Annotated in this window: 13 protein-coding genes, 1 tRNA gene and 1 pseudogene; 10 read left to right on the forward strand and 5 right to left on the reverse strand. The window is 65.7% G+C overall.

Features of this window, described 5'->3' with window-relative positions; all coding sequences use genetic code 11:
* Positions 1 to 100: 100 nt before the first annotated feature.
* Complete coding sequence (locus tag ACHMXB_RS19180) at positions 101 to 652, reverse strand: flavin reductase family protein (protein ID WP_395400996.1); 552 nt, start codon at positions 650 to 652, stop codon at positions 101 to 103.
* A gap of 259 nt (positions 653 to 911) precedes the next feature.
* Here ACHMXB_RS19180 and pstS point away from each other — a divergent pair, with 259 nt between their 5' ends.
* From pstS to pstB, 4 genes and pseudogenes are all read left to right on the forward strand, one after another.
* Complete coding sequence (pstS, locus tag ACHMXB_RS19185) at positions 912 to 2,033, forward strand: phosphate ABC transporter substrate-binding protein PstS (RefSeq protein ID WP_395400998.1); 1,122 nt, start codon at positions 912 to 914, stop codon at positions 2,031 to 2,033.
* A gap of 121 nt (positions 2,034 to 2,154) precedes the next feature.
* Positions 2,155 to 3,088, forward strand: a pseudogene (gene pstC, locus ACHMXB_RS19190) (phosphate ABC transporter permease subunit PstC).
* Positions 3,089 to 4,201, forward strand: a complete 1,113-nt coding sequence (pstA, locus tag ACHMXB_RS19195) for a phosphate ABC transporter permease PstA (RefSeq protein WP_395401000.1) — start codon at positions 3,089 to 3,091, stop codon at positions 4,199 to 4,201.
* Positions 4,202 to 4,286: 85 nt separating this feature from the next.
* A complete protein-coding gene (gene pstB / locus ACHMXB_RS19200; protein WP_003799400.1) occupies positions 4,287 to 5,066 on the forward strand; it encodes a phosphate ABC transporter ATP-binding protein PstB in 780 nt (259 codons plus the stop codon).
* 132 nt (positions 5,067 to 5,198) lie between these two features.
* On the opposite strand, the gene ACHMXB_RS19205 is transcribed toward pstB, so the two are convergent.
* The 3 genes from ACHMXB_RS19205 to ACHMXB_RS19215 form a co-directional block, all read right to left on the reverse strand.
* Complete coding sequence (locus ACHMXB_RS19205) at positions 5,199 to 6,215, reverse strand: anion permease (RefSeq protein WP_395401002.1); 1,017 nt, start codon at positions 6,213 to 6,215, stop codon at positions 5,199 to 5,201.
* A gap of 2 nt (positions 6,216 to 6,217) precedes the next feature.
* Entirely contained in the window at positions 6,218 to 6,835 is a 618-nt protein-coding gene (locus tag ACHMXB_RS19210) for a DUF47 domain-containing protein (RefSeq protein WP_395401004.1), read from the reverse strand.
* A gap of 255 nt (positions 6,836 to 7,090) precedes the next feature.
* Entirely contained in the window at positions 7,091 to 7,750 is a 660-nt protein-coding gene (locus tag ACHMXB_RS19215; RefSeq protein WP_102972823.1) for a hypothetical protein, read from the reverse strand.
* Between the two features lie 244 nt (positions 7,751 to 7,994).
* Between ACHMXB_RS19215 and ACHMXB_RS19220 the strand changes: the two genes are divergently transcribed.
* A tRNA-Lys gene (locus ACHMXB_RS19220) sits at positions 7,995 to 8,067 on the forward strand.
* 90 nt (positions 8,068 to 8,157) lie between these two features.
* On the opposite strand, the gene ACHMXB_RS19225 is transcribed toward ACHMXB_RS19220, so the two are convergent.
* Positions 8,158 to 9,519 carry a glutamyl-tRNA reductase gene (locus ACHMXB_RS19225; RefSeq protein ID WP_395405350.1) on the reverse strand — a complete coding sequence of 454 codons (1,362 nt, stop codon included), beginning with the start codon at positions 9,517 to 9,519 and terminating at the stop codon, positions 8,158 to 8,160.
* Positions 9,520 to 10,026: 507 nt separating this feature from the next.
* Here ACHMXB_RS19225 and ACHMXB_RS19230 point away from each other — a divergent pair.
* The 5 genes from ACHMXB_RS19230 to ureC all read left to right on the forward strand — a co-directional run bounded on the left by ACHMXB_RS19230 (position 10,027) and on the right by ureC (position 14,168).
* Positions 10,027 to 11,106: a LacI family DNA-binding transcriptional regulator gene (locus ACHMXB_RS19230; RefSeq protein ID WP_395401006.1), complete on the forward strand. Its 1,080-nt coding sequence runs from the start codon at positions 10,027 to 10,029 to the stop codon at positions 11,104 to 11,106.
* Positions 11,103 to 11,660 carry a cysteine hydrolase family protein gene (locus ACHMXB_RS19235; RefSeq protein ID WP_395401008.1) on the forward strand — a complete coding sequence of 186 codons (558 nt, stop codon included), beginning with the start codon at positions 11,103 to 11,105 and terminating at the stop codon, positions 11,658 to 11,660. Before ACHMXB_RS19230 ends, ACHMXB_RS19235 begins: the two co-directional genes overlap by 4 nt.
* A gap of 90 nt (positions 11,661 to 11,750) precedes the next feature.
* Positions 11,751 to 12,053 (forward strand): urease subunit gamma, encoded by a 303-nt coding sequence (locus ACHMXB_RS19240; protein ID WP_395401010.1) that lies wholly within the window; start codon positions 11,751 to 11,753, stop codon positions 12,051 to 12,053.
* Positions 12,054 to 12,060: 7 nt separating this feature from the next.
* Positions 12,061 to 12,414 (forward strand): urease subunit beta, encoded by a 354-nt coding sequence (locus ACHMXB_RS19245; RefSeq protein ID WP_395401012.1) that lies wholly within the window; start codon positions 12,061 to 12,063, stop codon positions 12,412 to 12,414.
* Positions 12,411 to 14,168: an urease subunit alpha gene (gene ureC / locus ACHMXB_RS19250; protein ID WP_395401014.1), complete on the forward strand. Its 1,758-nt coding sequence runs from the start codon at positions 12,411 to 12,413 to the stop codon at positions 14,166 to 14,168. The genes ACHMXB_RS19245 and ureC overlap by 4 nt, the downstream gene beginning before the upstream one ends.
* The last annotated feature ends 7 nt before the right edge of the window (positions 14,169 to 14,175 follow it).

Consider the following 14,175-nt stretch of genomic DNA (forward strand, 5'->3'; position numbering starts at 1 on the left):
GAGCTAAACAAAAGCAAAGAAAACCCAAGTGAGTAGCAGCACAGGGCGTTCCCAGCGCTGGGAACGCCCTGTGCTGCTACTGAGTTGGGGCGGCGAAGGCTTACGGCGCCAGTCGGCGGAACTCCGAGCCGAAATGGACCAGCGGGTCCGGAGCCTCGGACGGTTCCGCCCCACTACCCATCGCCACCACCTCGCCAACAACAAGCAGGTGGGTGGCAGCAGAATGGACCGAAACGGTGCGCAGCTCAAAATAGGCGAGGCAGCCGTCAATGACCGCTGATCCCGTGGCCGGCCCGCGCCGGTAAGGCACCTGCGCTAGCAGTCCGTGCAGCGGCGTCCCCGGACTGGCCAGCCACGTCGCCGTGCCCTGGTGCTTGCCGGACAGCACGCTGAGTGCCCAGGTACCAGATTCCTCCACCGCTTCACCAATGCGGGATTCCGCGTACAGGCTGACCAGCATGGTGGGCGGGTCGTAGGAAACCGAGAGGAAGCCGCTGACCGTGGCGGCGTAGTCCCTGTTCCGCAGCCGGGTGGAAACCACGGCGACGCCCGCGGTGATGTCCGAACTCAGCCTGCGGTACAGGTCCACGTCGGAATCCGACGGCGGCCCCTCGCCAAACTGCCGTGCGTTCAGCGGCCCTGAAATTTCCATGCGCCCATCGTGCCACGTGGGGCCGATGTTAGCCCTGTTGACAATGTGGCGGATCCACTACGGCTGTGGCGCAGCTAACGCAATGGCAACCCAGCATCTGTAAGCCAATGGCCCGCCGTCGTTAACCCTGCGTTCACCTCCGACCCCAAAACTTGTTACCTGCGGGCCATAACTTCATTGAAGGTACAAAAAGTACGAATCTCACGTACGGACGTCTCCGGTCCGCACCGCATCAGAAACCCTGGAAGGGGTACACCCAGTGAAGGCACTCCGCTTCGGCCGCCACGCGGCAATCGCTGTTATCGCCGCTGGCGCACTCGCGCTCACCGCCTGTGGTTCAGACAACGCCACGGGCACCGCACCGGCAGGCAGCGCCTCCGCCGCCGGCACCAAGGTCACCGGCACCCTGACCGGCATCGGCTCCTCCGCACAGGGCGCGGCCATGGATGTGTGGAAGACCAACTTCGCCTCCGCGAACCAAGGCGCCACCGTGCAGTACTCCCCGGACGGCTCCGGTGCCGGTCGCAAGGCGATCGTCGACGGTTCGGCTCAGTTCGCCGGTTCCGACGCCTACCTGAAGGATGAGGAACTGGCCGCGGCCAAGAAGGTGTGCGGCCCGGAGGGTGCCATCGAGATCCCCGTCTACATCTCGCCGATCGCCATTGCCTTCAATCTGCCGGACATCACCGAGCTGAAGCTGGACGCCCCCACCGCGGCCAAGATCTTCCGCGGCGAGATCGCCAAGTGGAACGACCCCGCCATCGCAGCGCTGAACCCGGACGCCAAGCTCCCGGACCTCGCCGTTACCCCGGTGAGCCGCTCTGACGACTCCGGCACCACCAAGAACTTCACCGAGTACCTCTCCGCTGCGGCTCCCGATGTCTGGAAGGACAAGGCCGACGGCATCTGGCCTGCATCCCTCAAGGGCGAGAACGCCAAGGGCACGTCCGGCGTCGTCAAGACCGTCACCGACACCCCGGGCGCCGTGGCCTACGCCGACGACTCCGCCGTTGGCGGCAAGCTGGGCATCGCCCAGATCAAGGTCGGTTCCGAGTTCGTCAAGATCTCCCCGGAAGCTGCTTCCAAGGCAGTCGACGCCGGCAAGCCTGTTGAAGGCCGCGCTGACACCAGCGGTGCCATCAAGCTCGACCGCACCACCACCGAGGCCGGCGCCTACCCGGTGGTCCTGGTTTCCTACCACATCGTCTGCTCCACCTACGACAAGCAGGAAACCGTGGACCTGGTCAAGGCCTTCGAGACCTACGTAGTGTCCGAAGAGGGCCAGAAGGCCGCCGCCGAGTCCGCCAAGTCGGCTCCGATCTCCGCCACCCTGGCCGAGAAGGCCGTCAAGGCCATCGAAACCATCAAGGTCAAGTCGTAACGACTCACCTGTTCGCCGAGGTTCCCCGCCCAGCCGCCAGGCAGGGCGGGGAACTTAGCCGTGTAAAGCGCGGTTTCAGCACGATCCACATTTCTGCACCACCAACACCGAAGGGCCGGGTATGACCACCACCTCCCTGACCAGTTCCCGAGGCGCCGGCCGCGCCGGGGACAAAGTCTTCTCCGGAGCGGCCCTGGCGGCAGGCTGCCTGATCCTTGCCGTACTGTTCGGCGTGGCGCTCTTCCTCGTCATCCAGGCGATTCCCGCCTTCACGGCCCCCGCCGCGGACATCCAGGGCGGCGAGGGCTTCTTCGCCTACATCTGGCCGATCGTCGTCGGCACCCTCATTGCCGCCATCATCGCCCTGGCCATCGCCACGCCGGTGTCCATCGGAGTGGCCCTCTTCATCTCGCACTTCGCCCCGCGCGGCCTCGCATCCGGCCTCGGCTACGTGATTGACCTGCTCGCCGCGATCCCCTCCGTGGTTTACGGCGCCTGGGGTGCGGCCTTCCTGGCCCCCCCAGATTTCGCCCGCGTACGGCTGGCTCGCCGCGAACATGGGCTGGTTGCCCATCTTCCAGGGACCCGCCTCCGCCACCGGCAAAACCATTCTGACCGCCGGCATCGTGCTGTCCGTCATGGTGATCCCCATCATCACGTCGCTGTCCCGCGAGATCTTCCTCCAGACCCCCAAGCTGCACGAGGAAGCAGCCCTCGCACTGGGCGCCACACGCTGGGAAATGATCAAGATGTCGGTGCTGCCCTTCGCCCGACCGGGCATCATCAGTGCCGTCATGCTGGGCCTCGGCCGCGCCCTGGGTGAAACCATGGCTGTGGCGCTCGTGCTGTCCTCCGGCGCACTCACCGCCAGCCTGATCCAGTCCGGCAACCAGACCATCGCCGCCGAGATCGCGCTGAACTTCCCCGAGGCCAGCGGCCTCAAGGTGAGCACCCTGATTGCCGCGGGCCTGGTCCTGTTCGTGATCACCCTCGCCGTCAACATGATCGCCCGGTGGATCATCAGCCGGCACAAAGAATTCTCGGGAGCCAACTAAATGACCTCCACCCTGACCCCGGTCCGCAAGCGGTCAGCCCTGACCAAGGGCCAGCTGCCAAAGTACGCCCCTTACGTGGTCCTGGGCGTGGCACTGGTCCTCGGGGCCGCCATCCTTGCCCTGATCGGCTTCAACGCCTTCGGCTGGGGAGTGGTCTCGGCCATCCTGTTCGCCGCAGGACTCGTCGGCTGGAGCGCCGCCGTCGAGGGCTCACGCAAGGCCAAGGACAAGCTGGCCACCTGCCTGGTGGTGGGCGCCTTCCTCGTGGCGCTGCTCCCGCTGATTTCCGTCATCTGGACGGTCATGGCCAACGGCATCCCGGGCCTGCTCAACCCCGGCTTCCTGGGGACGTCGATGAACGGCGTCACCGGCGTGTTCGACAACCGGGCGGCAGAAGGCACCGGGCCGGTTATCGGCGGCATCTACCACGCGCTCGTCGGCACCCTGCAGATCACCCTGCTGGCCACCGTGATCTCAGTTCCGGTGGGACTGCTGACGGCCATCTACCTTGTCGAGTACGGCAACGACCGCCCGCTGGCCCGCGCCATCACGTTCTTTGTGGACGTCATGACCGGCATCCCGTCCATCGTGGCCGGCCTCTTCGCTGCCGCGTTCTTCTTCGCGGTGGTGGGGCCCGGCACCAAAACCGGCGCCGTCGCCGCCGTCGCGCTGTCCGTGCTTATGATCCCGGTGGTGGTGCGCTCCAGCGAAGAGATGCTGAAGATCGTGCCCAACGAGCTCCGCGAGGCAGCGTACGCCTTGGGCGTCCGCAAGTGGCGGACCATCCTCAAGGTGGTCATTCCGACGGCTATCTCCGGCATTGCGTCCGGCGTCACCCTGGCGATCGCCCGGGTCATCGGCGAGACCGCCCCCATCCTGGTGACCGCAGGGTTTGCCACGAGCATCAACAACAACGTGTTCGGCGGGTGGATGGCGTCCCTGCCCACCTTCATCTACACGCAGATCCTAAACCCCACCTCCCCGTCCAACCCCGATCCGTCGTCGCAGCGGGCATGGGGTGCGGCCCTGGTTCTCATCATCCTCGTGATGCTGCTCAACCTCGGCGCCCGCCTGATTGCCCGGGTCTTCGCGCCGAAGACAGGCCGCCGCTAGGCCGGACCGGCCATACCGGGCCATATTTCGGCCCGGGAAGCCGGGATCTAGACTTCATTTCATACCAGCAAGTTAAAGGAACATCATGTCCAAGCGCATCGACGTCAAAGACCTGAACGTGTACTACGGCAATTTCCTGGCCGTGGAAGACGTCAGCATCAACATCGAAGCCAAGTCCGTCACGGCTTTCATCGGCCCCTCGGGCTGCGGCAAGTCCACCTTCCTGCGCACGCTCAACCGCATGCATGAGGTGCTGCCCGGAGCCCGGGTCGAGGGTGAAGTCCTGCTCGACGGCGACAACCTGTACGGCCCCGGGGTGGACCCGGTGACGGTGCGCTCCCAGATCGGCATGGTGTTCCAGCGGCCCAACCCGTTCCCCACCATGTCCATCCGGGACAACGTCCTGGCCGGCGTGAAACTGAACAACCAGAAGATCTCCAAGGGCGAGGCCGATGCCCTGGTGGAGCGCTCGCTCCGCGGCGCCAACCTCTGGAACGAGGTCAAGGACCGCCTGGAGAAGCCGGGTTCGGGACTCTCCGGCGGCCAGCAGCAGCGCCTGTGCATCGCCCGCGCCATTGCCGTGGAGCCGCAGGTGATCCTCATGGACGAGCCGTGCTCCGCTCTGGACCCGATCTCCACCCTGGCCGTCGAGGACCTCATCAACGAGCTCAAGGACCAGTACACCGTGGTGATCGTGACCCACAACATGCAGCAGGCGGCCCGCGTCTCGGACAAGACGGCGTTCTTCAACATCGCCGGCACAGGAAAGCCGGGCAAGCTCATCGAGTTCGCCGAGACCAGCACCATCTTCAACAACCCGAGCCAGAAGGCCACCGAGGACTACGTCTCCGGCCGCTTCGGATAATCCCCACCGCCACCCTAACCTCGCAAGCTCGGTCAGGGAACCCTGGCGGCGTGGGCCCAACCGCCTACCCCGTCGATTGCTCCGTAACTGCCCTTATGAACGCTCAGAATGGCACTTGCGGAGCAGTCGATTTTAGATGCCGATCAGCGGGGAGAGCGCCAGCTCCAAGACGAAGGCGCCCGCGGCGGTGGCTGCCGGCGTCAGGACCCACAGCGACAGGATCCGGGTCACCAGCTTGCGGTGGCTGGTGGCGAACTGCTGGTTTTCCCCTGCGCCGAGCACGGCGGACGTGACTGTGTGGGTGGTGGACACGGGCCAATGCAGCCCGATGGCGCCAATAAACAGCAGGAGGGCACTAAAGCCCTGGGCCACCACGCCGCGCAGCGGGTCGATCCGGGTGAGCCGGTAGCCGATGGTGTGCGAGATGCGCCAGCCGCCGAACAGCGTGCCCACCGTGATCATCACTGCGGACAGCAGCGCCACCCACATTGGAAGCGATCCGCCGTCGGAATAGCCGGCGGCCAGCAGCGCCAAAATGAGCACTGCGCTGACCCGCTGGCCGTCCTGCAAGCCGTGGCCAAAGGCCACGGCCCCGGCCGCGATGGACTGCGCCGCCCGGAAACGCTTGTTGACCACGCTCGGCTGGGTGTAGCGCGCGGCCCAGGTGACGGGAAAGACCAGCAGGTAGGCGGCGATGAAGGCTACAACTGGCGAGAGAGCCAAGGGAAGGACCACCTGAAAGAGCAGTGACTGGTCCACGCCGCCCACCGAGTGACCGCCCACCACCGCGCTGGCGGTTCCGGCGCCCGCGAGTCCGCCCACCAGGGCATGCGTGGAGGAGGAGGGAACGCCTCGCCACCACAGGAAAATACCCCAGGCGCACGCGCTGGCGAGGCCGGCGGCGATGATGGTCAAACCGCTAGTCCCGGGAGGGAGGGCCACCCAGTTCTGGCTGATGGCCACGGCCAGCCCGGCGCTGAGAAAGGCACCGATGAGGTTGAAAAGCGCGGCCAGCAGGACAGCGATGGTCGGGGTCAAAGCCCGCGTGCGCACGGCCAGGGCTACGGACGTGGACACATCCCGGAAGCCGTTGATGAAGGCAAACGCCGCGGTGAGGAGCACCACCAGGGCGAAGATGAACAGCGTCACCCTCAGGATTCCTTGACGATGATGCTGCCCACCTGGGTGGCGATCCGGCGCATGTCCTTGGTGACCTCGACCAGCTGGTTGGCGATGTCCCTGTTGCGGGCGTACTGGGCGGATTTCATGTCCTTGAGCATGTCCGCCACCCAGACGCGGTGCGTGCGCTCGGCCCGCTTGGCCAGGCGCAGAACCTCGATCCAGTAGTCCTCAAGGTCGTCCAGGTTGTTCAGCCGGCGCATGGCGTCAGCCGTCAGCTCCGCCTGGCGGCTGATGATCTCCAGCTGGTCGGCCGCACGCTTGGGCAGCCGGTCCAGGTTGTAGAGCGCCACCAACTCGGCCGCGGCGTCGAGCTTTTCAATTGCTTCGTTCAGGCTCTGCGAAAGGGCATACATGTCCTCGCGGGGGAGCGGATTCACAAAGCTGGTGCGCATGTGCGTCAAAAGGGCGAAGTGCAGCTCGGCCGACTTCGCCTCGTGGTTGTGCATGTCCTCCACCAGCCGGTGGTGCTCGGAGGGCGGTGCGCCCAGGATTTCCGCCATGGTAGCGCTGGCAAAAACGATCTGCCGGGCCAGCTGCGAAAGAAGGTTCAGGCCTGCGGGCTCCTGGGGAAAAAGGCGCAGCTTCATGAGTACCGGTCTCCGGAGGATCGTCAGGGCGGGACGCCGCGGAATTCTTGACTTGACGTCCGAGCCGCAGCTAGTCAGTACTTTACCGGCACCTGCGTTGGGGCATAAAAATGGTGCCGAACCGGATACGCCTCTCGGCGGTAGGCCGCTCTAGGCGGCTAAATGTTGAAGCCCGGGGGTTTCGCGGTTCGGCACCGATTTCAGTCTTCTACTTTGGCTGGGTCAAGTCAACATTGACAGATCGGGCCTGATGGGTCAGTCAAGCTCACCCAACCGCCAGGCGTTGGCGGCGTGTTCCAGGTCCTCTGCGGTCTTTACGAGCAGGTGGGAGTTGCGCGTCAGTTTGCGTGCGTGGCTCTCGTTCGAATGCTCCGCGCCGTCCGCGAGCGTGGCCTGGCCGAGCGCCACCACGCGGCAAAAAGCGGCAGAGCGCTCCAGTGCAACGTCGAACTCGCCGTCGAAGGCCCCGGACAGGATCGCGTCCGCCATGGTCTTCATTTCATCGGCGCCCGGCGGCTCAGCCGCGCCGGCCACCACATGGGAGACCTGGGCGGTGTCCTTGCCGGCCTTGAAATAAACGGAGATGCGCTCGGGATCCTGCACCGTTGCCGCACGAAGGGCGTACAGTCGCCACAGCGCGCCGGGCAGCGAGCGGGCCGGGCTTTCCGCCCACATCTCCGCTATCGCCTCAAGGCCCTGCTCGTCGGCCAGCTTGACCAGCCGTTTGGTGATGACGGGATCATCGCTGTCCCGCCCGTGGCGCACCAGGGCCTGGGCGGCCAGATGCGCAGCTTCCGAGACGCGCGCCGGGTCGGCGCCGCCTGCGAAAGGTTCGAAATCAATGGGCGCAAAAGGCTTCGGTTTGTGGTGCCGCTCCGCCCCGCCCGGGCCGCTGGTTCCTGCGTTCTGGCTCATGGTCCCACGCTACTCCTGCAGGGAACCGGAATCGAGCGTCCTTTCAGCGCCCGCATTTCCCGGAAACGGCATCCTTTGGATACCTGAACTCCTTGCTGCCTCCCGGCAAAGACACGTTCGACGGCGGCGGCGGGGCGCCGTGCTGAAGTCGCCACCGTCTGGGGTACAGTATTAAACGTTCAGAAATGGACTGGAACTGTTTCGCGTTTGCAGGCTTTGTGGCCAGCATTCCAGTAGGCAGTTTGGGCCTTTAGCTCAGTTGGTAGAGCATCGGACTTTTAATCCGTGGGTCGTGGGTTCGATCCCCACAGGGCCCACTCTTTTAGCGAAGAGTGGAAAATCCCCGGATTCCTGGCAACAGGAATCCGGGGATTTTTTATTTGCGGGGTTATCGGACAAAAAGGCGGCTAACTCGCTGCCGGCAGGGCGTCCTCCGCTGCCTGGCGGTCGTGACCCTCCCGGGCCGGGCAGCCCTGCGGGCTGGTTTCCGCGGTCGGGTATGCGCCATTCGCTGCCGCCGGGGCTTCGAGGCCTGCCGTCACGTCCAGCCCGAACAGTGTTTCAAGGGCAGCGGTGTACTCGTCCTGCCGGCCGGCTGCCGCCAGTTCGCGCCCCCGCGAGGTGGGCACATGCAGGAGCTGCCGCACCACCCGCCGCAGGGCGAATTCCACCGCTTCCGCCGTGGCCGTGCAGCCGTGCTGGTTCTTCACCCGCGCCACTTCATCAGCCAGTACCGAATGCATGTGTCCGCGCAGCGCTACGATCGCCGGATCCAGAAGCCGTGACTGCCGGTCCTCCTCAAACCTCACGGCGGCCTGCCGGACAAGCTCACCGGCCTGCCGGACGACGTCGGTTTGTTCACGCGGCGAGGCCAGCCGCACATGCTCCAGCGTGATGAGGTCAAGCCCGGGCAGTTCGCCTACTTCCGGCTCAAAGTCCCGGCTCAGGGCGAGATCGACGACGACGAGCGGGGCGGCAGCGCCCTGCCGGAAGCTCCGAAAGTCCGCGGAGCTGAGCCTGGGGCCGCGGCCGCTGCAGCCGATCACCACATCCGCTCGACTGACGGCAGCGGGCAGGTCCTCGGCGGTCAGGCCGGTGGCGCCCCGGGCTGACGCGAAGGCCTCGGCCCGTCCGGACCAGGAAAACACGGACACCGCAGAACACGCCCTTGCCGCCAGAAGCGCAAGGGTAGAACCGGCGTAGGCCCCGGTGCCGATGACCACCACGGACAGCCCGGAAAGGTCCTGGCATCCGAGCTTGGATGGGGCTCCCTTGGATGGGGCTCCGAGCTTGGATTGGGCCAGGTCCAGCGCAACGGACACCATGGAGCGGCCGGCCCCGCCCAGGGCCGTCAGCGATCCAACTTCCCGGGCGGCACGGGAGGCCGCCTGGAAGAGCCGGACCAGGGCGCCGCTGGCCGTTCCGTCCTCCTGTGCGGAGGCCAGCGACCGGCGCAGTTGCCCGGCGATTTCGCGTTCGCCCACCACTGCCGAGTCAAGGCCGGCGCCCACCGAGAAAAGATGCTCAGTCATGGCGGTGCCTGTCAGGCAATCCAGGGCCCGGTCGAGTTCGTAAGGGGAAACACCTGAACATGTGCTTATGACACGCAGCACGCGCTTCCTGATGACGTCCGGATCCGCGGCGGGAGCGACGTCGCAATAGACTTCGAACCGGTTGCACGTGGCGAGCACCACTGCTCCGGCAACGCCGTCCACGTCCGCAATCACGCCCGAGGTAATACGGAGGGGTCCCGAACCGAGCCGGGCCAGGAACTCAAGGCCGGATCCCCGACCTTCCTCGTCGCCAACCGGTTCGGGACCCCCGTTTCCGTACCCGGGAATAGAACCCCGGTACGGTGAGCGGGCATGATGGGAAACCACAAGAGCAAACTGCCGTTCTGACGGGGGTAAGCCTCCTATGGACCCCCCTGCACCCTGCAACAATTCGGCCCCCTTCTGCCGCAACGTTCCCCATCCTGTCCTGCCGCGCCACTTGGTTGCCGCCCCAGATGGTGGCCGCCGCTTTACGCTAAGGAGGTCACTGTTTGCCCGGACCGGTCCCGCCAGTGGCCGCCGCTTAGAGGACACCGCCGGTTGTCGCTGGGGCCAGGCGCCGTTGCCTGGCCCCAGAGCCAAGAGACCTTGCAGAAAGAGTGGGGTACCCACCTTGGGAAATTCTTGACGGGCGGGGCGGCCTGCAGTCTGCAACGATGTAGCTGAGAGGAATGTAGCTAAGAGATAGGCCCGGAGGAAAAGTGCGCCGTGAAGGGGGTATGCATGGCTGTGACAATGAACGATGTTGCGCGCGCGGCCGGAGTTTCCCTGAAAACCGTGTCGAACGTGCTCAACAACTATGAGTTCATCAGGCCTGCCACCCGGCAGAAAGTGCTGGACGCCATCGCCGAGCTCGGGTACGAGGCCAACCTGACCGCACGAAGCCTGAGGTCCGGAAAGTCCCGCATGCTGGGCCTGGTGGTGTCCGACCTTTCCGTGCCGTATTACGCAGAGCTCGCTTCCCGGCTTATGACCGTGGCAGCAGCCCGGGACTACCGCGTCCTGGTAGAGCAGTCGGCGGCAACCCGGGCCAACGAGCTTACTGCCCTGCAGGGATCGCTGAGCCAGCTGACGGACGGGCTCCTTTTCACTCCGTTGGTGCTCGACGCGGACGCTGTGGCCGTTGCCCGGCGCGGAACCAAACCCCTCGTGATGCTCGGCGAACACATCGACGACCCCCGGTTCGACCAGGTCACCATGAAGAATGTGGGCGCGGCCAAGGCCATGACAGCCCACCTGCTGGCGGGAGGCCGTCGTCGTATCGCGGTGATCGGTGCATCCCCCGGGGACCGTGCCGGTTCGCCCGGCCTTCGGCTGGCGGGATACCGGGAGGCGCTGGCCGAGGCGGGAGTCGACTTTGACCCGGCACTGATTGTGCCTGCGGATTGGCGCCGTGACGGGGGTGCCTCCGCGGTGGCCAGGCTGCTCGAGGGCGGCGAGCTGTTCGACGCCGTCTTTGGACTGAATGACGCCCTGGCCCTGGGCGCCTTGCACGAACTGCTGCTCCGCGGGGTAAGGGTGCCGGAGGACGCAGCCGTGGCCGGGTTCGACGACATCGATGAGGCGCGGTTCTCGTCCCCGTCGCTGACCACTGTTGCTCCCGGCATGAACGAGATTGCCGAGCGGTCCGTCCAGCTGCTGATTGACCGGATCGAAGGTAGCGGGAACGCCGCTTTCGGGGTGCATGTGGAAGCAGAATTCGAACTGAGGATCCGTGCCTCGGCCCCCGCGGCCGGGGTTTCGCAGGTGCCGCAAACGGGTACATCACCGGCATCGGCAGCGGAAGGAAAGATGGATCCATGATTGCCCTGCTCGTCATCGACATGCAGAACGCGTATTTCGAAGCGCCGGAACTGGCAGCACAGCGGGAGCGGCTGGTCGCCTCCTGCAACAGGCTGCTGGAGGGCTTCACCTCCAGCGGACACAAGGCGCTGCTGGTTGGCACCGAGCACGAGCGCGACAAATCAACGTGGACGCTGAGCATGCTTGATGACGACCAAGGCTTCATTTTCCGCGGCAGTGAGCAGGCGGAGGCTGTGCCCGGCCTCGCCACCGACGGCCTACCGCAGCTGAGCAAGACGCGGGACAGCGCCTTTATTGGCACCAACCTGCTGTCCCGGCTGCGGAACTGGGGCGCCGACGAAGTGGTGCTGGCCGGGGTCTCGACGCACAACTGCATCGCCCAGACCGGAGCGGACGCCTTCGCCCACAACATCCGGGTTACGTACGCGGAGGACGCCATGGCGTCGGAGGACAGCCAGGATGCCAAGGACATGCTGCGCATCCTGTCCACCACGTACCGCCAGCCGGTCCAGTCGAGCGATGAGATCCTCGCCCGGCTCAGCGGCGCCCGCTGAGGGCCGGATCCGCACTCCTGAAACGTGGTGGAAACGAACTGGGCCTAGTCTGGGTCCCACGCCGACCCGCAGGCCGTTGAAGGGATCCTCATGCATCTGCTGCCCCGTGAGCAGGAAAAGCTCATGATCGTGGTCGCCGCCGACCTCGCCCGCAGGCGCCAGGAGCGCGGGCTCAAACTGAACTACCCGGAAGCCGTGGCCATCATCAGCTATGAGCTGATCGAGGGCGCCCGGGACGGCCGCACCGTGGCTGAGCTCATGAGCTACGGCACCACGCTGCTCGGCCGCGACGACGTCATGGAGGGCGTGCCGGAGATGATCCACGATGTCCAGATCGAGGCCACCTTCCCTGATGGCACGAAGCTCGTCACCGTCCACAATCCCATCCGATAGGGGCGCCGTGATTCCCGGAGAGTACGTCCTGCGTCCCGAACCGCTGGTGATTAATGCCGGCCGCGAGGCGGTCGATGTCGTTGTTCTCAACACCGGTGACCGTCCCGTGCAGGTGGGCTCGCACTACCACTTCGCGGAGGCGAACCCGGCGCTGGAATTCGACCGCGGCGCCGCCCACGGGCGGCGCCTGGACATTCCCGCAGGTACCGCAGCACGGTTCGAACCGGGCGACGGGAGGACGGTCAGGCTGATCAGGCTGGCCGGAAGCCGGGGAGTCTACGGCCTGAGCAACGCAGTGAACGGCAGTCTTGGCGACGGCGCCGGCCAGGGCGGCACAGACCGGGACGGGGGTGACCGATGAGTTTCGAGTTGTCCCGCAGGCAGTACGCGGACCTATACGGCCCGACGACGGGCGACGCCATCCGTCTCGCCGACACCGATCTGTTCCTCGAGATCGAGAAGGACCTCACGAACTACGGCGAGGAAGTGGTCTTCGGCGGCGGCAAGGTCATCCGGGACGGCATGGGCCAGAACGGCCAGGCCACCCGGGACGGAGGCCCTGACGGCGGCGTTCCGGACACCGTCATCACCAACGTTGTGGTGCTGGACTACACCGGCATCTACAAGGCGGATGTGGCACTGAAGGACGGCCACATCTTTCGGATCGGCAAGGCCGGAAACCCGCAGATTGCCGACGGCGTGGACATTGTCATCGGCGCCAGCACAGAGATCATCGCGGGGGAGCGCAAGATCCTCACCGCCGGGGGAGTGGACACCCACATCCACTTCATCTCCGCAGACCAGGTGGCCACGGCCCTGTGCAGCGGGGTGACCACCATGGTAGGCGGCGGCACCGGACCGGCCGAAGGCACCAAGGCCACCACCGTCACCCCGGGAAAATGGCACATCCACCGCATGCTGCAGGCCGCCGAGGGGTTTCCCGTCAACATCGGGCTGTTCGGCAAGGGGCACGCTTCCGCCGTCGAACCGTTGGCCGAGCAGATCCGTGCTGGTGCGGTGGGCCTGAAGGTCCACGAGGACTGGGGTTCCACCACGTCCTCGATCGACACCTCACTGAAGGTTGCGGACGAGTATGACGTCCAGGTGGCCATCCACACAGACACGCTGAATGAGTGCGGCTTCGTGGAGGACACTATCCGCGCCATCGACGGGCGTGTCATTCACACGTTCCACACCGAAGGCGCCGGGGGAGGGCACGCACCGGACATCATCAGGATCGCCGGCCTGCCGAACGTGCTTCCAGCCTCCACGAACCCAACGCTGCCCTACACGCGGAACACCATCGAGGAGCACCTGGACATGCTCATGGTGTGCCACCATCTCAACCCGGACATTCCGGAGGACGTGGCTTTCGCCGATTCCCGCATCCGGGCGGAGACCATTGCGGCGGAGGACGTCCTGCAGGACCTGGGCATCTTCGCCATCACGTCATCGGACTCCCAGGCCATGGGGCGTGTAGGTGAGGTGATCACCCGCACCTGGCAGGTGGCGGACAAGATGAAGAGGCAGCGCGGCGTCCTGAAGGACCCCGCCGGCGCCGCCCACGGTGCAGCATCCGGCTCCGGCACGGAGGGTGACAACTTCCGGCTGAAGCGCTACGTGGCGAAGTACACCATCAACCCGGCCATCGCCCAGGGCATGGCTGATTCCATCGGCTCCGTCGAGGAGGGGAAGTTCGCCGACTTGGTGCTCTGGGATCCGGCGTTCTTCGGCGTGAAGCCCGAACTGGTTATCAAAGGCGGCCAGATTGCCTACGCCCTGATGGGCGACGCCAACGCCTCCATCCCCACACCCCAGCCGCGCACCATGCGGCCAATGTTCGGCGCCCACGGAAAGGCGCTGCAGCAGTCGTCCATCACCTTCCTCTCCCAGGCGGCCATTGACGCCGGCGTGCCGGAGGAACTGGGCCTGGAGAAGGTCATCCGGCCGGTCTCCGGCATCCGGACCCTGACCAAGGCGGACCTGAAGCACAACGACGCCACACCAGATATCCAGGTGGACCCGGAGACGTACACGGTGACTGTGGACGGGGAAAACGTCACCTGCGAACCGTCCGACGTACTGCCCATGGCGCAGCGGTACTTCCTCTTCTAGGAGATGT

It is taken from the genome of Arthrobacter sp. UC242_113 (assembly GCF_044054585.1).
Lineage (GTDB): Bacteria > Actinomycetota > Actinomycetes > Actinomycetales > Micrococcaceae > Arthrobacter.